This is a genomic window from Sphingopyxis sp. C-1 (genome assembly GCF_001047015.1).
GTDB lineage: Bacteria > Pseudomonadota > Alphaproteobacteria > Sphingomonadales > Sphingomonadaceae > Sphingopyxis.
Map to the genome: position 1 here is coordinate 445,625 of NZ_BBRO01000001.1, position 17,450 is coordinate 463,074.

The 17,450-nt window shown below is 64.4% G+C and carries 17 protein-coding genes; 8 read left to right on the forward strand and 9 right to left on the reverse strand.

What is annotated here, in order from left to right; translation table 11 throughout:
- The first annotated feature begins 47 nt into the window (after positions 1-47).
- Positions 48-431, forward strand: a complete 384-nt coding sequence (locus SC1_RS01940; RefSeq protein WP_062176872.1) for a DUF488 domain-containing protein — start codon at positions 48-50, stop codon at positions 429-431.
- A gap of 26 nt (positions 432-457) precedes the next feature.
- Here SC1_RS01940 and SC1_RS01945 read toward each other — a convergent pair whose 3' ends face one another.
- The 3 genes from SC1_RS01945 to SC1_RS01955 are packed head-to-tail and all read right to left on the reverse strand — an operon-like array spanning position 458 to position 2,594.
- Positions 458-1,147 (reverse strand): VIT family protein, encoded by a 690-nt coding sequence (locus SC1_RS01945; protein ID WP_062176875.1) that lies wholly within the window; start codon positions 1,145-1,147, stop codon positions 458-460.
- A 34-nt stretch (positions 1,148-1,181) separates the two neighbouring features.
- A complete protein-coding gene (locus SC1_RS01950; RefSeq protein ID WP_083435623.1) occupies positions 1,182-1,646 on the reverse strand; it encodes a heme-binding protein in 465 nt (154 codons plus the stop codon).
- 27 nt (positions 1,647-1,673) lie between these two features.
- Entirely contained in the window at positions 1,674-2,594 is a 921-nt protein-coding gene (locus tag SC1_RS01955) for an SMP-30/gluconolactonase/LRE family protein (RefSeq protein ID WP_062176881.1), read from the reverse strand.
- A gap of 46 nt (positions 2,595-2,640) precedes the next feature.
- Between SC1_RS01955 and SC1_RS01960 the strand changes: the two genes are divergently transcribed.
- Both SC1_RS01960 and SC1_RS01965 read left to right on the forward strand, forming a co-directional pair.
- The gene (locus SC1_RS01960; RefSeq protein ID WP_062176884.1) at positions 2,641-3,240 is read left to right on the forward strand and encodes a TIGR02466 family protein; all 600 of its coding nucleotides are present in this window, start codon (positions 2,641-2,643) and stop codon (positions 3,238-3,240) included.
- Between the two features lie 137 nt (positions 3,241-3,377).
- A complete protein-coding gene (locus SC1_RS01965; RefSeq protein WP_062176887.1) occupies positions 3,378-4,811 on the forward strand; it encodes an NAD-dependent succinate-semialdehyde dehydrogenase in 1,434 nt (477 codons plus the stop codon).
- A 128-nt stretch (positions 4,812-4,939) separates the two neighbouring features.
- Here SC1_RS01965 and SC1_RS01970 read toward each other — a convergent pair whose 3' ends face one another.
- Positions 4,940-5,701: an SDR family oxidoreductase gene (locus tag SC1_RS01970; RefSeq protein WP_062176890.1), complete on the reverse strand. Its 762-nt coding sequence runs from the start codon at positions 5,699-5,701 to the stop codon at positions 4,940-4,942.
- Positions 5,698-6,069: a dihydroneopterin aldolase gene (locus tag SC1_RS01975; RefSeq protein ID WP_062176893.1), complete on the reverse strand. Its 372-nt coding sequence runs from the start codon at positions 6,067-6,069 to the stop codon at positions 5,698-5,700. The genes SC1_RS01970 and SC1_RS01975 overlap by 4 nt, the downstream gene beginning before the upstream one ends.
- A gap of 90 nt (positions 6,070-6,159) precedes the next feature.
- Here SC1_RS01975 and SC1_RS01980 point away from each other — a divergent pair, with 90 nt between their 5' ends.
- The 4 genes from SC1_RS01980 (at position 6,160) to SC1_RS01995 (ending at position 9,370) form a co-directional block, all read left to right on the forward strand.
- Entirely contained in the window at positions 6,160-6,663 is a 504-nt protein-coding gene (locus SC1_RS01980) for a GNAT family N-acetyltransferase (protein WP_062176896.1), read from the forward strand.
- A 321-nt stretch (positions 6,664-6,984) separates the two neighbouring features.
- The gene (locus SC1_RS01985) at positions 6,985-7,569 is read left to right on the forward strand and encodes a DUF1285 domain-containing protein (RefSeq protein WP_062176899.1); all 585 of its coding nucleotides are present in this window, start codon (positions 6,985-6,987) and stop codon (positions 7,567-7,569) included.
- Positions 7,569-8,153, forward strand: coding sequence for a CoA pyrophosphatase (locus SC1_RS01990; RefSeq protein ID WP_152682261.1), 585 nt, complete (start codon positions 7,569-7,571; stop codon positions 8,151-8,153). Before SC1_RS01985 ends, SC1_RS01990 begins: the two co-directional genes overlap by 1 nt.
- The gene (locus SC1_RS01995) at positions 8,150-9,370 is read left to right on the forward strand and encodes a CCA tRNA nucleotidyltransferase (protein WP_062183380.1); all 1,221 of its coding nucleotides are present in this window, start codon (positions 8,150-8,152) and stop codon (positions 9,368-9,370) included. The genes SC1_RS01990 and SC1_RS01995 overlap by 4 nt, the downstream gene beginning before the upstream one ends.
- Here the strand turns inward: SC1_RS01995 and SC1_RS02000 are convergent.
- Positions 9,343-11,025 carry a bifunctional diguanylate cyclase/phosphodiesterase gene (locus tag SC1_RS02000; protein ID WP_238586534.1) on the reverse strand — a complete coding sequence of 561 codons (1,683 nt, stop codon included), beginning with the start codon at positions 11,023-11,025 and terminating at the stop codon, positions 9,343-9,345. The genes SC1_RS01995 and SC1_RS02000 overlap by 28 nt on opposite strands.
- Positions 11,026-11,114: 89 nt before the next feature.
- Positions 11,115-13,418, reverse strand: a complete 2,304-nt coding sequence (gene parC, locus SC1_RS02005; protein ID WP_062176906.1) for a DNA topoisomerase IV subunit A — start codon at positions 13,416-13,418, stop codon at positions 11,115-11,117.
- A gap of 99 nt (positions 13,419-13,517) precedes the next feature.
- On the opposite strand from parC, the gene SC1_RS02010 reads away from it, so the two are divergent.
- Positions 13,518-14,858, forward strand: coding sequence for an acyltransferase (locus SC1_RS02010; RefSeq protein WP_062176908.1), 1,341 nt, complete (start codon positions 13,518-13,520; stop codon positions 14,856-14,858).
- Between the two features lie 658 nt (positions 14,859-15,516).
- Here SC1_RS02010 and ctrA read toward each other — a convergent pair.
- Complete coding sequence (ctrA, locus tag SC1_RS02015; RefSeq protein WP_037513859.1) at positions 15,517-16,224, reverse strand: response regulator transcription factor CtrA; 708 nt, start codon at positions 16,222-16,224, stop codon at positions 15,517-15,519.
- 180 nt (positions 16,225-16,404) lie between these two features.
- On the reverse strand, positions 16,405-17,352 hold the full coding sequence (locus SC1_RS02020) for a LysR family transcriptional regulator (RefSeq protein ID WP_062176911.1): 948 nt from the start codon (positions 17,350-17,352) through the stop codon (positions 16,405-16,407).
- Positions 17,353-17,450: the final 98 nt, after the last annotated feature.

Here is a 17,450-nt window from a genome sequence, read left to right on the forward strand (position 1 = left end):
CTCCGATTGACTTGCCCGCGAACGCGGGATGATCGATAGTCATACAGATGGCACCGCCCCTGACAATCGCGGTCAAGCGCATTCATGAACCGGCGGCTCCCGGCGACGGTACGCGTTTCCTTGTCGACCGGCTGTGGCCGCGCGGCGTGTCGAAGGAAAAGGCGGCGCTCGCGGCGTGGCTCAAACCACTGTCGCCGAGTGATGGCCTACGCAAGCGTTTCCACGGCGAGACTGCCGATTCGGACGAGGCGTGGGACGCATTCCGCCGCGACTATTTTGCCGAGCTCGAAGCGGGCGGCGAGGAGGTGAAGGCGGCGCTCTTCACGCTGAATGCTGCGTCGCAGGCGGGACCTGTAACATTGCTCTATGCCGCGAAGAGCGAGGAACGGAACAATGCCATCGCGCTGCGCGAGTGGCTGAAGCGGCGCTAGATCATAAAAAGCTGCACATGCAGCTATCAACCCACCGTTGTCCCCAGCAACGATCCGATCGCGATCGTCACCGCCATAGCAATCGCGCCCCAGAAAGTGACTCGAACGACGGGGCGCAGCATCGGCGCCTTGCCCGCCCATGCGCCGAGCGCGCCGAGAATCGCTAGGAAAACGAGCGATGCCGCCGATACGGTGAGGGGGAGTGAATCCCCCCGATCGACCAGTACAGTCCCCAGCGGCAGCGCCGCACCGATCGCGAAACTTGCCGCCGAGGCCGCCGCTGCCTGCACCGGGCGCGCTGCCATCGCGTCGGTCATGCCCAATTCGTCGCGCAGATGCGTGTCGAGCGCATTGTGCGCCGTCAGTTGCACCGCCACCTCTTCGGCAAGCGCGCGGTTGAGCCCGCGGTCCTGATAAATCTGGGTCAGCTCCTCAAGCTCGAACTCTGGGTCGGCCGCGAGATGCCGCTTCTCCAGCTCGACATCGGCCTTTTCGGCGTCGCCCTGCGAACTCACCGACACATATTCGCCCGCCGCCATCGACATCGCGCCGGCAACCAGTCCAGCGGTGCCGGTAACGAGGATCGAGGATTGCGACACACCCGCCGCCGCGACGCCCGCGATCAGGCTTGCGGTCGACACGATCCCGTCGTTGGCGCCAAGGATTGCGGCGCGCAGCCAGCCGATCCGCGTGACGGCATGGGTTTCCTCGTGCATCGTGAGCTCCCTGTTGCAGGAGGCGCCACGATGGTCAGCGCGCGCGCTCCGATTTCAGCCCTGCTGCCGCGATCCCCGCGGCGGCGCAAGCGGCATCGTCGGTCGGCGCCTCGCCCGATGCACCCACGCCGCCCAGCCGCGTCCGTCCGTCGGCGCTGAATATCGGCACGCCGCCGGCGACGGTGACCACATGCGGTGCATCGGCGAAGCCCGGCGTGCCCTTGGCTGCTTCCTCCATCCCGCTTGTCGGGAAACCCCATGCGGCGACCGCGCGCGCCTTTTCGAGTGAAAACTCCATCATCCCGAACGCATTGCCGTCCATCCGCCACATCGCGACCGGATGGCCGCCGAGGTCGACGACCGCGATCGCATGCCCCTGACCCTTGGCACGCGCGTGCGCGGCGCAGCCCTTGATGATCGCATCGGCCTGTTCGGCGTTCAGCACCTGCGCATTCGCGGGCGCCGCCATCAGCAGCGCCGCCACCAGGATCATTCTCATCCTCGCCTCCCTTGCAGAGGCGCGGGGTCAGTACTGCAGTTGCAGCCCCGGCCTGGCCCAGCGCGTCTTCACGAGCCGGCCCGTCCCCGACAGGGTGATATAGGCATCCTGCCGGTCGGACCCGCCAAAGGCGATGTTGGTCGTGAAGATGTCGTCGGTCGCGACAAATTCGACGAGCGAGCCATCGGGGCCGACGACCGAAATGCCGCACTCGCCGATCGTCGCGACGCAGATATTTCCGTTCGCCTCCATCGCGAGGCTGTCGAAGAATTTATAACCTGCCGGGCGATAGAGCGGGATGCCGGGGCCGCCGGGACCCGCCGCATCGTCGACCTTACCGGGCGCGACGATGTTGAACTGGGTCAGACGGCAAGTGTAGGTTTCGGCGACGTAGAGCTTGCTGCCATCGGGCGAGAGGCCGACGCCATTGGGGTTATAGCTTGGGAAGATCACTTCCTCGATGAAGCTGCCGTCGGCCTTGGCATAGAAGATGCCGACGATGTCGTGGCAGCGTTTCGCATAATCGACCTTGCCATGATCGGTGAACCAGAAGCCGCCGTGGGCGTCGAACATGATATCGTTCGGCCCGCGCAGTACGACGCCATGGTCGCCCGATTTGTACAGCACCTCGACCGCGCCCGTTTCGATATCGATGCGCTCGATTCGCCCCCCCGAATAATCGTCGGCGATACCGTGCGGCGCCAGATAGCCGTTCGATTCGACATAGTTGAACCCGCCGTTGTTGCAGCAATAAAGCTTGCCGTCTGGGCCGATGGCGAGGCCGTTAGGGCCGCCGCCGGGGGTCGCGATGACCTGTTTCTTTCCGCCGGGCCAGCAGCGCGTGATGCGCTTCGCCTCGATCTCGACGACGATGACGCTGCCGTCCTCCATCACCACCGGCGCCTCGGGAAAGCGTAATCCGTCGGCGATCAGTTCAAACTCGGCCATCCCCATCTCCCTTGCGTGTCCGCACTTGCTGTGCTTTGCGGCCATCATGCCCGTTCGCACGCTCTTCGCCACCAATTTTTACGAGGCCGACATCGGCACGCCCGACCTGCTCGAAGAGCTGGAGGAAAGCAGCCGTCTGTTCGCCGAAGAGGATGGCGCGGGGCGGCGCTGGAGCCGCGAGCATGGCTATAAGGGTTACACCAGCTATGCGAGCCTCGGCGATCTGCCCGAGCGCGACCCCGCGTTCCACGACCTCAAGAAGCTGCTCGACAAGGAAGTGAAGGCGTTTGCCAGGGCTTGCCACTTCGACCTCGCCAAGCCGCTCAAGCTCGACAGCCTGTGGGTGAATATATTGAAGCCCGGCGGCACGCACAGCGGGCATATTCACCCGCACAGCATCGTGTCGGGCACCTTTTACGTCGCGGTCCCGCCGGGATCGGGCGCCCTCAAGCTCGAGGATCCGCGCCTGCCGATGCTGATGGCGGCGCCCGGCCGGACCGACGACGCGCCCGAGCATCTGCGCCCCTTCATCTATGCCGAACCGGCCGCCGGCCGCGTCTTTCTATGGGAAAGCTGGCTGCGTCACGAGGTCATGCCGCATTCGGGCAAGGGCGAACGGATCAGCATCAGCTTTAACTATCGCTGATCGGCATTATATGGTCGGCATCTGACCACCCCCATTTCCGTTCGGGTCGAGCGAAGTCGAGACACCCATCGGCGTGGAGCAAGGTCGAGGGGCATCTCGACTTCGCTCGATGCGAACGGATCAGACAGGAAATGCATATGACCGCGACCTACGACGCCGACCTCCAGCTCTTCATCAATGGCGCATGGCGGAGCGGCGAGGGGCGCGAGGCGCGGCCGGTCTATAATCCCGCGACCGCAGGCACCATCGCCGAATTGCCGGTCGCGACCGCAGCCGATCTCGATGAGGCGCTCGCCGCCTCGGCGCGCGGCTGGCCGGTATGGCGCGCGAAGACCCCCGACGAACGCGCCGCGCTGATGCGCAAGGCCGCGGGCATCATCCGTGAGCGCGTCGACCATATCGCGACGCTGCTGACGCTGGAACAGGGTAAGCCGATTGCCGAAGCGCGGGGCGAAGTATTGTCGGCCTCGTCGCTGCTCGAATATTTCGCGGAAGAAGGAAAGCGCATCGGGGGCCGCGTCGTCCAGCGTCCCGCGGGCCAGCGCGCGATGGTGTTGCGCCAGCCCGTGGGCCCGGTCGCAGCGTTCAGCCCGTGGAACTTTCCGGTCAATCTGATGGTGAAAAAGATCGCCCCCGCGCTCGCGGCGGGCTGCGTCGTGATCGCCAAGGCGCCCGAGGAAACGCCAGGCTGCACCAGCGCGATCATGCGCTGCCTCGCCGACGCGGGTATCCCTGGCGATGTCGTCCAGCTCGTCTATGGCAATCCGGATATGATCAGCCGCCACCTGCTCGGCAGCGAAGTGATCCGCAAGGTTAGCTTCACCGGTTCGACCGCAGTCGGCAAGCATTTGATGAAGCTCGCCGCCGACCGGGTACAGCGGATCACGATGGAACTGGGCGGCCACGCCCCGGTGCTGATCTTCGACGACTGCGATCTCGAAACGACGCTTGATCGCGTCGTGCTGCAGAAGTTCCGCAACGCGGGGCAGGTCTGCATCTCGCCGACGCGCTTCTACGTTCAGGAGGGCATCTATGACGCCTTCGTCGCGGGTTTCGCAGAACGGACGAGGAAGGTGAAGATCGGCAGCGGACTCAACGCCGATACGCAGATGGGGCCGCTCGCCAACGCCCGCCGCGCCCCCGCCTTGGAAGCGATGATTGCCGATGCGACCGCGAAGGGCGCGCGAGTCATCGCAGGCGGCGCGCCCACAGGCGAGGGCTATTTCTTCCAGCCGACCGCACTCGCCGATGTGCCGCTCGACGCCGATGCGATGAACAACGAACCCTTTGGCCCGATGGCGCTAATCCGCCCGTTCGGGACCGAGGACGAGGCCCTCGAACAGGCAAACCGGCTGCCCTATGGCCTCGCCGCCTTTGCCTTCACCGAGAATGGCCGCCGTATCAACCGTATCGCCGACGGCGTCGAAAGCGGGATGGTGGGGATCAACAGCTTCGTGATCTCGGCAAACGACATGCCGTTCGGCGGGATCAAGGAATCCGGCTTCGGCAGCGAAAGCGGGCCCGAGGGGCTGGATGGATATCTCGCGACGAAGGCCGTCCATATTTACTGACGGGCGTCGGTCCTTCTTTTCTCTCGTCACCCTGGGCTTGACCCGGGGTCCCGCTGTAAATCGAGGTCAGCCGGCGCCGAAAAAGCGGGATCCCGGGCCAAGCCCGGGCTGACGAAACAAGTATATGGTCAGTCGCGCTCCAGCGCGACGAAATCGCGCTCCATCGGTGCCAGATGCGCGCCGCCGTCGACGAAGATCGTCTGCCCCGTCACCGCCTCGGCACGCGCGAGATAGACCACCGCATCGGCAATCTGCGCCGGCGTCGGCAGCGCGCCGAGCGGCATGAGCTTGGCCAGCCGTTCGACCTGCGCCGCCGAATAATCGTCGGTCGCCATTGTCAGCCCGGGAGCAACGGCATTGACGCGCGCGCGGCTTCCGAACGCGACGGCAAGCGTCTGGGTCGCCTGCCACAGCGCCGATTTCGACAGGCTGTATGCGACCTGGTCGGGTACCGGATGGACGACGCGCTGATCGACGATATTGACGATCGCGGGCCGCTTGCCCTCGCTCGCCGCGACGAGCGCTTTCGCCAGCATCACCGGGGCGTGATGATTGACCTGCATCATCTCGGTCAGCTTTGCGGCGGACAGGTCGGGCCACTCACCTTCGGCGAAGAGCGCGGCATTGTTGACGAGCAAATCGGGCGCGCGGCCGAATTTCTCGATCACCGCGGGGATCAGCCCGTCGACCGCCGCCGGATCGGCGAGGTCGGCGGCGAAGCGGTGGCCAAGCGCTCCCGTCTCGGCGAGCGCATCCGCCAGTACCGGATCGGCGTCGCCTGGACTGCGCTTGTGGATCGCCAGCGCATAGCCTTCGCGCGCGAGGCGCGCCGAAATCGCGGCACCGACGCGGTGGAGCCCGCCCGTGACGAGAGCGAGCTTCTGCGTCACTTGCGCGCCCGCCGCATCGTGATGCCGATCTCTTCGCCGTCCTCAGCGATCGCGAGCTTGACGATCTTGACCTCGACCTCCTCGACCTTTTCGTCCTGCAGGAACAGGGTGTCGATGATATGGTCGGCGACGCTTTCGATCAGCACGAAATGAACATCCTTGGGAATACCCTCGGTCGCCGCGAATTTCAGGTGCATATAGTTCTTCGAACGGCTCAAAGGCGTCGTCGGCTCGTAGTGATCGGCCATCGCCAGCTTCGCGCGCACCGAGATGCGCAGCGGCTGCGGCAGGTGCGTTTCTTCGGAATAGATGCCGGTCAGTACGTCGACGGTCAGCCCGTTCACTTCCAGCCACAATGTATCGGTCACAAGAAATTCCTGTCGAACGAGCGCGACATTCGGCTTTGCATTGCCGACGCCGGACCCTAAAGCGCCGCCGCATTAGCGAAAGGGTATGCGTTGGTCGAGTTACTTCCATTGTCCGATATCGAACCGCAGGCAGTCGAGGATCTCCTCGACGTCGCTTTCGGATCGGATCGCTTTGGACGAACCGCCTACCGCATCCGCGAAGGCATGGATGCGGTGCCGGCGTTGAGTTTCGCGGCGGTCGAGGACGGCATGTTGATCGGCACGATCCAGTGCTGGCCCGTCGCCCACCGCGCGGCCGGTGGCACCATAACGCCGCTTGTCATGGTCGGACCCGTCGCGGTGCGCCCCGACGTCCAGCGTGGCGGCCATGGTCGCGCGCTGATGGCGCATATGCTCGAAGCCGCCGAAACCAAAGCGGACAGCGCACTGATGATGATCGGCGATCCGGAATATTATGGCCGGTTCTTCGGCTTCGATGCCGATGCGACCGCCGCGTGGGACTTGCCCGGACCGTTCGAGGCGCGCCGCCTGCTCGCGCGGGCGGTGAATGGGCACAGCCTGCCGACCGATGCGGGAATGATCGGGCCGCGATAGGGGCAAAAAATTCTGTCCTACATTATCCGGCCCGCATAGCGTTGTGGGATGGTGCTGATTTTCCCTCTTCAGATGCGATTTGCGAGTGAAGTTACGCAGTTTTCTGCGGATTTCGAAAATATGGCCGTTCCGCGCCCGCATTATCTACGTTCGCTCGTTCGTCACCCCGGACGTGACTGGGTGCGCGCGCGTCGTGGCCGCCAACCGCAACCGTCTCAAATGCAAATCGCGAGTGAAGTTGCGCAGTTTTCCGCTGCTCTTACTGTGCAAGCCCGCGCCGTCGCGCCTTTACATGCGCACCCACCTTCCTATGTCAGGGAGATGGTCACCCCCGTACCTTCACTTCCCAAGGCCTTCGCGCAGCTTTCGCTGACCGAGGCTGCCGAACTGCTTGCGGCGCGCAAACTGCCGCCGGTCGAACAATGGCATCCCGAGCGCAGCGGTGACAGCGCGATGGAGATTCACGCCGACGGAAGCTGGTATCATGAGGGCGGACGCATCAACCGACCCGCGATGGTGAAACTCTTCTCGACCATCCTGCGCCGCGAAGCCGACGGCAGCCATGTTCTGGTTACCCCGGCGGAGAAATTGGTAATTGCCGTCGCGGACACGCCTTTCCGCGCGGTCGAGATGAAAAGCGAAGGCGAAGGGGAGGGCCGCAAGCTCGTCTTTCGCCTCGATACCGATGATCTCGTCATGGCGGGACCCGACCATCCACTCGGTTTTGGCAGCGACCCCGACAACCCCGACCCGCGTCTGCATGTGCGCGGCGCGGTCGGCAACGGGCTTGAGGCGCGGATCGACCGCGCGCTTTACTATGAGATTGTCGAGATGGCGCTCGCCGACGCAAGCGATCCGCCTGCGATCTGGTCGAACGGCGCGCGGTTCCCGTTGGTGGATCGCTGATGCTCTCCGAAAAGCTGCGTACTGCGCTCGACAATCTGCTGCCCGACGCGGGCGAGGACGAAACCTACCTCGGCATGCCGACGCTGCGCGATGCTGCGGTGCTCATCGCCTTCACCGATCGGCCAGATCCTGGCGTCATCCTGACCCAGCGGCCGCAATGGCTGCGCAGCCATGCCGGGCAGGTCGCCTTTCCGGGCGGCAAGATCGATCCGGGCGACCGCGATGCGATCGATGCGGCGCTGCGCGAGGCCGAGGAGGAGATCGGCCTCAACCGCCGCGACGTCCTGGTCGCGGGTGCCACCGAAGCCTATCGGTCGGGCAGTGGTTACCTCATCACCCCGGTGCTCGGCGTCATCCCGCCGGACTTGCCGCTCGATCCCAATCCCGACGAGGTCGAGGATTGGTTCGAGGTGCCGCTCGACATATTGTTCGATCCCGACAATTATGCGCGCCAACATGCGAATTGGCAGGGGCACGACCGCCATTATTACGACATGGACTGGCAGGGACGGCGGATCTGGGGCGTGACGGCGGGTATCATCATCAATCTGGCACGGCGTCTGCCTGCGGGGTGGCACCGGTGACCGTGCTGCCCGCCGCCGAATGGCGCGAACGACCGGGGCTCCGTCGCATCGTTGCGGCGCTGACTGCCGATGGCGGCGCGGTCAAGGCGGTCGGCGGCGCGGTACGCGATACGCTGCTTGGGCTCCCCGTCGCCGACATCGACCTTGCCACCCCGCTCCTGCCGACCGAGGTAACGCGGCGGCTTCAGGCGGCCGATATCAAGGTTATCCCGACTGGCATCGCGCATGGCACCGTCACTGCGATCGCAAGCGGCGATCATCACGAAATCACGACGCTGCGCCGCGATGTCGAAACCGACGGCCGCCGCGCGACGGTCGCCTTCGCCGACGACTGGCGCGATGACGCGGCGCGGCGCGACTTCACGATCAATGCGCTCTATGCCGATGTCGATAGCGGCGCGCTCGACGACTGGTTCGGCGGCATCGCCGATCTGGACGCCGGGCGCGTCGCCTTCATCGGTGATGCCGCGACGCGCATCGCCGAGGATCATCTGCGTATCCTGCGCTTCTACCGCTTTGCGGCGCGCTTCGGTAGTGGCGAACTCGACGCGGAGAGCCATGCTGCGGTGGTAACCGCGCGCCAGTCGCTCAAAAGCCTGTCGCGCGAACGCGTCGCGGATGAACTGCTCAAGATACTGTCACTCGCCGATCCGCGCGGCATCGTCCGGCAAATGGCGGCGGACGGTATTTTTGCGGTGCTGCTTCCCGAACTCGAACCGGATTTCGCTTCGGCTTTCGATCGTCTGATTGCGAATGAGGAAGCGTCGGCCGCCGTCATCGTGCCGCTCCGCCGTCTTGCGGCGCTGCTTCCCGCTGACGCTGCTGTCGCCGAACAGGTTGCGAGCCGCCTTCGCCTGTCGACGCGGCAGCGCAAGCACCTCGCCGCGCTCGGCAGGCACCGCGCCGACATTGTGCGCCCGGTTCGGCAACTGGCGTATGCGGTCGGTGTCGACGCCGCGCGCGACGTGCATCTGCTCGCGGACGATGCGGCTGCTGCACGGGCGGCGGTCGAGGCGTTGTCGGACTGGACCGTCCCCGAAATGCCGCTGAAAGGCGGCGACATCGTCGCGCGCGGGATTGCGGCGGGGCCGGAGGTTGCGCATATCCTGAAGGCGGTCGAGGCCGAATGGGTCGCGGAGGATTTTCCGGATGCCGCCAGAGTCGCCGAGCTTGTCGCCCAGTTCGTCGATCAGAAGATCGGCCGCACCAACGACTGACGCCAATATTCGAGCGCGGCCTTGCCATCCATCGGCCGCGCGAACAGGTAGCCCTGGCCGAAATCGCATCCGAGCGCCGACAGCAGCCGCGCCTGATCGGCGGTCTCGACGCCCTCCGCCGTCGTGCGCATCCCCAGCACCTCGGCCAGGCTCTGGATCGTGCGGACGATCGCCACCTTGTCGCGGTCGTCGACCATATGCTCGACAAAGCTGCGGTCGATCTTGAGAACGTCGATCGGCAGCCGCTGCAGATAGGCTAGGTTCGAATAGCCTGTACCGAAATCGTCCATCGCGACGCGCGCGTCGAGTGCCTTCAACTCGCTGAGGACCGACAGCGCCAGGTCGGGATCGCCGATGATCGCGCTTTCGGTAAGTTCGATCATCAACCGCTCGCCGCCGATTTTTTCGCGTTCGAGGGCGTCGCGCACGACCGCGGCGACATCGTCGCGAACTAGCTGGATCGCCGACACATTGACCGAGAAATAGGCATCGACGACCGCGCCGCCATTCTGCTTGTCCCAGTCGGCGAGCACGGCTGCCGCCTTGCCGATCGCCCATTGGCCCAGCGGGACGATCAATCCCGAATCCTCGGCGATCGGGATGAATTCGGTTGGAGAGACCGAGTGGCCGTTGCTGTTGTCCCAGCGGGCGAGTGCCTCGAAGCCGGCGACGCGCCCGCTCGACAGCTCGATCAACGGCTGGAAGGCGAGGTGGAGGCGGTCTTCCTCGATCGCGTTGCGCAGCTCGGTTTCCAGCCCGAAACGATTGTCCGACAGCATCGCCGCTTCAGGCTCATAGATTTCGATGCGGTCGGTCTGCTTTGCGCGCTTGAGCGCGATCTGGGCATGGCGGATCTGGTCCGCGATATCGGTGTCAATCGCCGGCTGAATCGCGCAGCCGAGCGCGCAGTCGACGCTGACCTTGAGTTCGCCGATGCGATAAGGGTGATCGAAACAGCCACGGATGCGCCGCGCCATCTCGCGCACGTCGGCGCGCCCGCCCGCGACGCGCGTCGATATTGCGAACTCGTCGCCTCCGGTGCGCGCCAATATGTCTCCGCTGCGCAGGCTCGATTTCAGCCGCCGCGCGACGGTGATGATCAACTCGTCGCCCGCCATCGGCCCGATATGTTCGTTGATGCGGCTGAACCGCGCGAGGTCGAGCAGCAGGATGGCATGGTCGGCGCCGATGCCGTCGGTGATCGAGCGTTGTTCGACGAGTTCCTCGAACCCGGCGCGGTTGGGAAGGCCGGTCAGACTGTCGGAAACGAGTTCGCGGCGCAGGTTGCGCTCGGTCATCATTTCCTGCGTCCGGTCGATCAGCGTCAACAGGAACAGCCCGTCGTCGCCCGATTCGGTCGGCAACGGCCCGATGGATCCGCGCAGGTCGCGGGCTGCGGGGCCGTCGCCGAGCTGGCACGAAAATTCCTGCGATTCATCGGGGAATTGCGACGCCCGTTCGATCGCGCGCAGCAGCTCGATCGGCGCATCGACGCCCACCGGCGACAGGCTCAGCCGGTCGAACGCCGCGTTGCTCGCGTGGAGTCGGAAATTGCCGCGCGCCATCGGTCTGATCAGCGCGGCCGGAACGGGCAACGCGTCGATCCAGCCGACGAACAACAAGGGCCGGTCTTCGCCGGTTCTATCGATAGGCATAACAGAGGGTTTTGTGCGACCTTTCCCCATTGCCCAAAGCCTAGGTCACGGGAAGTAAAGAAGGGATTTACGGCTACCCGGAATTACGATCAGCCGAAGCGATTGTTCCTTGGAAAACCGGTCGGAGGCATTCGGCCGGCAGCGCCGCGCGCGACGCGCCAGGGCGCAAGGTCGGTTTCGGTGCGCGTGCGCCCCGTATCGCCGCCCATCGCCCAGCTCAGCCCTTCGGCAAAGGCAAAGCTCACCGCGTCCGACAAGCCGCCGTCGCGATAGCGTTGCAGCATTACGCCCTGGCCGCGCGCCATCACCGGCACCTCGGCAAGCGGGAAGACGACGAGCTTGCGATTCTCACCCACCGCCGCGACGCTGTCGTCGCCCGCCGCGATCGGCCGGACTACCGCAAGCACAGCCTTGGGTTTCAGGTTGACGACGTTGCGACCCTTGCGCGTTTCGGCGACCACTTCGGCCATCTGCGCGACGAAGCCATGGCCGCTGGTCGAGGCGAGCAGCAACCGCCCTTCGGCGCTCGCGGGGATCATCGCGACGATACGTGCTTCGGGATCGATATCGACCATCAGCCGCAACGGTTCGCCGAAGCCGCGCCCGCCGGGCAGCTTGTCGGCGCCGACGGTAAAGAAACGCCCGTCGCTCGCCGCGATCAGCAGCTTGTCGGTCGTCTGAGCGTGCGCTGCGAACAGGAGTTCGTCGCCTTCCTTGAACTTGAACTCGCCCCACTGGTCGGCAGCGACATGGCCGCGCTGCGCGCGGATCCAGCCGCGCTTCGACAGGATCACCGTCACGGGTTCCTTCTCGATCATCGCATCGAGCGGGATTTCGCGGGTCGGAGCGGCCTCGGCTATCGTCGTGCGGCGCGCGCCGAGCAGCGTTTCCAAGCCATAGACGTCGCGAAGCTTTTCAAGGTCCTTGCGCAGCCGCGTCTTTTGCCGCGCCGGGCTTTCGACGAGCTTGGCCAACTCCTCGCGCTCGGCGGTCAAATCGGCCTGTTCGCGCTTCAGCTCCATTTCCTCGAGCCGGCGGAGGCTCCGCAGCCGCATGTTGAGGATCGCTTCAGCCTGTCGGTCGGTCAGGATGAATTCCGCGATCATCACCGGTTTCGGCTCGTCCTCGGTGCGGATGATTTCGATGATCCGGTCGAGGTTGAGGAAGGCGATGATATAGCCGGCGACGAGTTCGAGCCGGTCGTCGATCTTCGCGATGCGGTGCTGCGCGCGGCGGACGAGGACGATGATCTGATGCTGCAGCCATTCGGTGAGCAGTTGTTTCAGCCCCATCACCTTCGGCGTGCGCGTCGCGTCCAAGACGTTGAGATTGAGCGCGAAACGGCTTTCGAGGTCGGTCAGCCGGAACAGGCTGTCCTTAAGCACCTCGGGATCGACATTGCGGCTCTTCGGTTCGAGCACGATGCGCAGATCCTCGGCGCTTTCGTCGCGAACATCCTCAAGGATCGGTAGCTTCTTGTCGGCGATCAATTGCGCGATCTGCTCGATCAGCTTACCCTTGGCCACACCATAGGGGATTTCGCTGATGACCAGTTGCCAGGTACCGCCTGACAATTTCTCGATCCCGCTCTCTTCCCAACTGCCATCACCGAGTTTGCCGGTCGAAAAGCGCGCGCGAACGCGAAAGCCGCCGCGCCCGGTTTCATAGGCGTGGGCGATCGTTTCGGCGCTGTCGACGACGATCCCGCCGGTCGGGAAATCGGGACCTTTCACATGTTCGAGGAGTTCGGACAGCTCGGCGTTCTGGTTTTCGATCAACAGCAGCGCGGCGCCGATCACCTCGGCGGCGTTGTGCGGCGGGATGTTCGTCGCCATGCCGACCGCGATCCCGCTCGCGCCATTGGCGAGCAGGTTCGGGAAGAGGCCCGGCATGATCTCGGGCTCTTCATCCTCGCCATTATAGGTCGGACGGAAATCGACCGTGCCCTCGTCGAGCCCCTGCATCAGGTCGACCGCGACGCGCGTCAGCCGCGCCTCGGTATAACGATAGGCGGCGGCATTATCGCCGTCGATATTGCCGAAATTGCCCTGACCGTCGACGAGTGGATAGCGGAGCGAGAAATCCTGCGCGAGGCGGACCATCGCGTCATAGACCGCGGTGTCGCCGTGCGGGTGGAATTTGCCGATGACATCGCCGACGACGCGTGCCGATTTCTTGTAGCCCTGCGACGGGTCGAGCCGCATCGCGCGCATCGCCCACAGCAGGCGGCGGTGAACGGGCTTCAGCCCGTCGCGAAGGTCGGGCAGCGAACGCGCGGTGATCGTCGACAGCGCATAGACCAGATAGCGTTCGGACAGCGCGCTGTCGAACGAGGTGTCGGTCATGCCGGGGACGGGTTCGGAAGGGGGGAAGTCGTCTGTGGTGTTCGCCATTGTCCGGAGCCGATAGCAAGGCTGGCGCGCCAAGGCAAAGGCTTGCGTTGACGCTGCGCAACACTAGCTTGGCATATCCACCGGGAGAGGGACGACATCTTGAGCGAAACCACTGGCACCGTTCGCAAAAGCATCTGGTCGCGCGCGAAGGACATGGCGCAACAGGCGCCGCCCGAACGCAACCGCTATGTCGATTTCCTCCGCGCGCTGTCGATCCTCGCGGTCGTCGTCGGTCACTGGCTCGTCGCCGCGCCCTATATGAAGGACGGCGCGGTCGAGGGCGGGCATCTGCTCGGCATCCTGCCGTGGACGCAGTGGCTGACCTGGGGTTTTCAGGTCATGCCGCTCTTTTTCCTCGTCGGCGGTTTCTCGAACGGCATGTCGTGGGCGGCAACGCTGCGCAAGGGCGGCAGCTATGAAAGCTGGTACAGCGGACGATTGCAGCGGCTGATCAACCCGGTGCTGCCCCTGTTCCTGATCTGGACGCTCGTCGCGATGTTCGGGACACTCGCGGGGATCGACCGCGGCATCGTCGCAATGGCGGCGCAACTCGCGCTGATCCCGGTATGGTTCCTGTCGGTCTATCTGATGGTCGCGGCGGTCGTGCCGTTGACCTGGAAGGCCTGGAAACGCTGGGGCTTTGCGTCCTTCTGGGCGCTCGTCGCGGGGGCGGTCGCGATCGACGTCGCGGCCCTGCACTTCGGCGTGCCCTACGTCAATTTCCTCAACTTCGCCTTCGTTTGGCTTGCGATCCACCAGCTCGGTTTCGCGTGGAGCGAGGGGCGACTTGCGCCGGGCAGGGCGATTCTATGGGGCATTGGCGGGCTAGCCGCGCTCGCGCTGCTTGTCGGTCTCGGACCCTATCCGATCGCGATGATCGGCGTACCGGGAAGCGGCCTCAGCAACTCGATGCCGCCGACGCTCGCGCTGCTTGCGCTCGGCATTGCACAGGCGGGTTTCGCGCTTGCGCTTGAACCCGCGGGGCGGCGGATGCTCGATAATCTTCGCATCTGGACCGGCGTCGTGCTCGTCAACGGCATGATCATGACGATCTATCTCTGGCACCTCACCGCTTTTGTCCTTGTGATGGTCGCGGCGTGGTTGCTCGGCGGGATCGGGCTCGATGTGCAACCCGGCAGCGCGGCATGGTGGCTCGCGCGCCCGGTGTGGTTCATCCTCTACATCGCGGCGCTTTTCCCGTTGATCACGCTCTTCGCGCGCTACGAACGCGCGAGCAAGGACAGCGGCGAGGTGCCGCACTGGCGCCTGATCGTAGGCCTGCTGCTGATTTGCGCAGGACTCGGCGCCACGGCTGCGATCAGCATCGCGAGTCCGCTGGGCGTGACGGGCGTGCGGCTCTGGCTTGTCGCGCTACCGTTCGTCGGTGCCGCAATTGCACAGTTCGGCCCGGTTCATCGGCTGACACAGTCGCGGACCTGATGCGGGGCTGCATTGGGGTGGGGAACTGCCGTTACCCCCTTTGGATATCGCCGGCAGGATCCGGGATCAGGGCCGCGCAATATTCCAAAGTTCAGGAAAGTTCAGCCCTATGAGCGCGCCGATTTGCAAGTTGTAGAGCGCTGGATGTGCGCGGCACGTCCCATCATGGTCGCAACCGTAAGCCCGGCAGCGACCCCCTTTTTGTTCACCGAATGAAAGAGCCGGATGAAGGCTGGCACGGCCGGATAATGTAGGAAAGACCTTTTTGGAGGCGATGTCTGTTTGGGGTGGGGAGCGGACGTTTGCTACTATGTTGTACCCCGGCGAAGGCCGGGGCCCAGGGCATTGGAAAGCCGAGTTATGCGGATTGCCGCCCTGGACCCCGGCCTTCGCCGGGGCACACAATACCGTCGTTAGTGTCCGGTCGTTTCTTCGCTCTCGTCATCCCGGGCTAGACCCGGGATCCCGCTTTTTGACGCACTCACCGACTTCGACTTCAAGCGGGACCCCGGATCAAGTCCGGGGTGACGATGATGGAGAGGTCCGCAATCGGTCGTCATCTGACTCCGCGCTCTATCACCGACACCGCCAAAACGAAAACCGGCGCGGATCGCTCCGCGCCGGGTTCCCTCGGTAAACTGCTATAATGCGCTACGCGTCAGGCGACGCGGCGTACTTCATTGCCTTCGTCATCGATATCGCGAAGGACGTAACCGCGGCCCCAGACCGTTTCGATATAATTTTCGCCGTGACAGGCGAGCGCGAGTTTCTTGCGCAGCTTGCAGATGAAGACGTCGATGATCTTCAGTTCGGGTTCGTCCATCCCACCATAAAGGTGGTTCAGGAACATTTCCTTGGTGAGCGTCGTGCCCTTGCGCAGGCTGAGCAGCTCGAGCATCTGATATTCCTTGCCGGTCAGATGCACACGCGTCGTGTCGACCTCGACCGTCTTGGTATCCAGATTGACCGCCAGCTTGCCCGTCTTGATGACGCTCTGGCTGTGGCCCTTCGACCGGCGGACGACCGCATGGATGCGGGCGACCAGTTCGTCGCGGTGGAACGGCTTGGTGACATAATCGTCGGCGCCAAAGCCGAACGAGCGCACCTTCGAATCCATTTCCGAAATGCCCGACAGGATCAGCACCGGCGTCTGCACCTTGGCGGTGCGAAGCTTCTTCAGCACGTCATAGCCGTGCATGTCGGGCAGGTTCAGGTCGAGCAGGATGATGTCGTAATCATAGAGCTTACCCAGGTCCAAGCCTTCCTCACCGAGATCGGTGGTATAGACATTGAAGCCTTCGGTCGTGAGCATCGTATCGATCGCTTTCGCGGTCGTCGGCTCGTCCTCGATCAGCAGTACGCGCATTGGGCACCCCTTTTTCCCACGATAATCCCGCGAACCGATCGCGTGACCATCAAGGATGTCACCGACCAACCCCCGTTGCGGGACTGCCGGAACATTAACCACGAAACTAATGAAGGGAAAAGGTTAATTTTGATTTAACCCGCAGAAGTCCGCGAGTCGCGGCCATTTTGCAACAGTAGCTCAGGCCGTTTTAAGATCATGGTGAAGCGCCACATAGCGGTCATGTGCCCCGGTACAGGACATCTTCAGCGTGTCGACGAGATGGTCAGAAAGCGCGCGCACGCGTGCCGGACGCAGCCGCGACGGCGGCGACAACAGGTGCAGGTGCGACTGCGGCAGCGACCAGTCGGTCAGAATCGGGACGACCGCGCCCGATGCCAATGCCTCGGCGGCAATGAAGTCGGGCAGGGCAGCAATTCCCACCCCGGCGACGACCAGGGGTACCGCGACATCGCCATTGTTTGCGAACAGCGGCCCGGTCGGCAGCACGGTCGCTTCCTCGCCCTTGCGATGGAAGTGCAGCGGCATCGCGCGCTGGCGGTGACCGTAACCGATCAACCGATGGCCCGCGAGTTCGAGCGGGTGTTTCGGGACGCCGTGCTTTTCCAGATAGGCGGGGCTTGCGATCACCGACGCCGCGACCGGGGCGATCGTGCGGGCGAGCAGACTCGAATCGGCGAGCGGGGCGATACGCAGAGTCAGGTCGATGCCTTCGGCGACGGGATCGTTGCGCGCGTCGCTCAGCAACACCTCGATCTCGACCGCGGGATGCCGGTCGAGAAAAACCGCGAGCGGGGGGCCGAGCACTTTGATCCCGAAGCTCATCGGCGCGGCGAGGCGGATCGGGCCCGCAAGGTCGACGCGGTCGCCGCGTGCAGCCTCGGTCGCCGCCGTCGCTGCCGCGACCATGGCGCGCGCCTCGTCCAGCAGGCCCGCGCCGGCGGTCGAAACCGCGACGACGCGCGAACTGCGATGAAGCAGGGTGATGCCAAGCGAAGCCTCGAGCCGTGTCACCGCCTTCGACACGCTCGCCTTTGACAGGCCGAGCGACGCCGCCGCCGAAGTAAAGCTGCCGCCGTCGGCGACGGCAACGAAACAGGCCCAGCCTTCATAGTCGGGAAGCGCCACGAATACCTCATGATTGGAAACGATGGTTTTCCATCTACGCTATTTTCGAAACGATCCCAATGACTATTTTGTCCTCAACAGATGAACGCCGCCGGGCA

Coding starts and splice junctions, on each gene's coding strand:
- SC1_RS01940 (WP_062176872.1), top strand. CDS start 48: ATGGCACCGCCCCTGACAATCGCGGTCAAGCGCATTCATGAACCGGCG.
- SC1_RS01945 (WP_062176875.1), bottom strand. CDS start 1,147: ATGCACGAGGAAACCCATGCCGTCACGCGGATCGGCTGGCTGCGCGCC.
- SC1_RS01950 (WP_083435623.1), bottom strand. CDS start 1,646: ATGAGAATGATCCTGGTGGCGGCGCTGCTGATGGCGGCGCCCGCGAAT.
- SC1_RS01955 (WP_062176881.1), bottom strand. CDS start 2,594: ATGGCCGAGTTTGAACTGATCGCCGACGGATTACGCTTTCCCGAGGCG.
- SC1_RS01960 (WP_062176884.1), top strand. CDS start 2,641: ATGCCCGTTCGCACGCTCTTCGCCACCAATTTTTACGAGGCCGACATC.
- SC1_RS01965 (WP_062176887.1), top strand. CDS start 3,378: ATGACCGCGACCTACGACGCCGACCTCCAGCTCTTCATCAATGGCGCA.
- SC1_RS01985 (WP_062176899.1), top strand. CDS start 6,985: ATGGTCACCCCCGTACCTTCACTTCCCAAGGCCTTCGCGCAGCTTTCG.
- SC1_RS01990 (WP_152682261.1), top strand. CDS start 7,569: ATGCTCTCCGAAAAGCTGCGTACTGCGCTCGACAATCTGCTGCCCGAC.
- SC1_RS02000 (WP_238586534.1), bottom strand. CDS start 11,025: ATGCCTATCGATAGAACCGGCGAAGACCGGCCCTTGTTGTTCGTCGGC.
- parC (WP_062176906.1), bottom strand. CDS start 13,418: ATGGCGAACACCACAGACGACTTCCCCCCTTCCGAACCCGTCCCCGGC.
- ctrA (WP_037513859.1), bottom strand. CDS start 16,224: ATGCGCGTACTGCTGATCGAGGACGAGCCGACGACCGCGAAAGCGATC.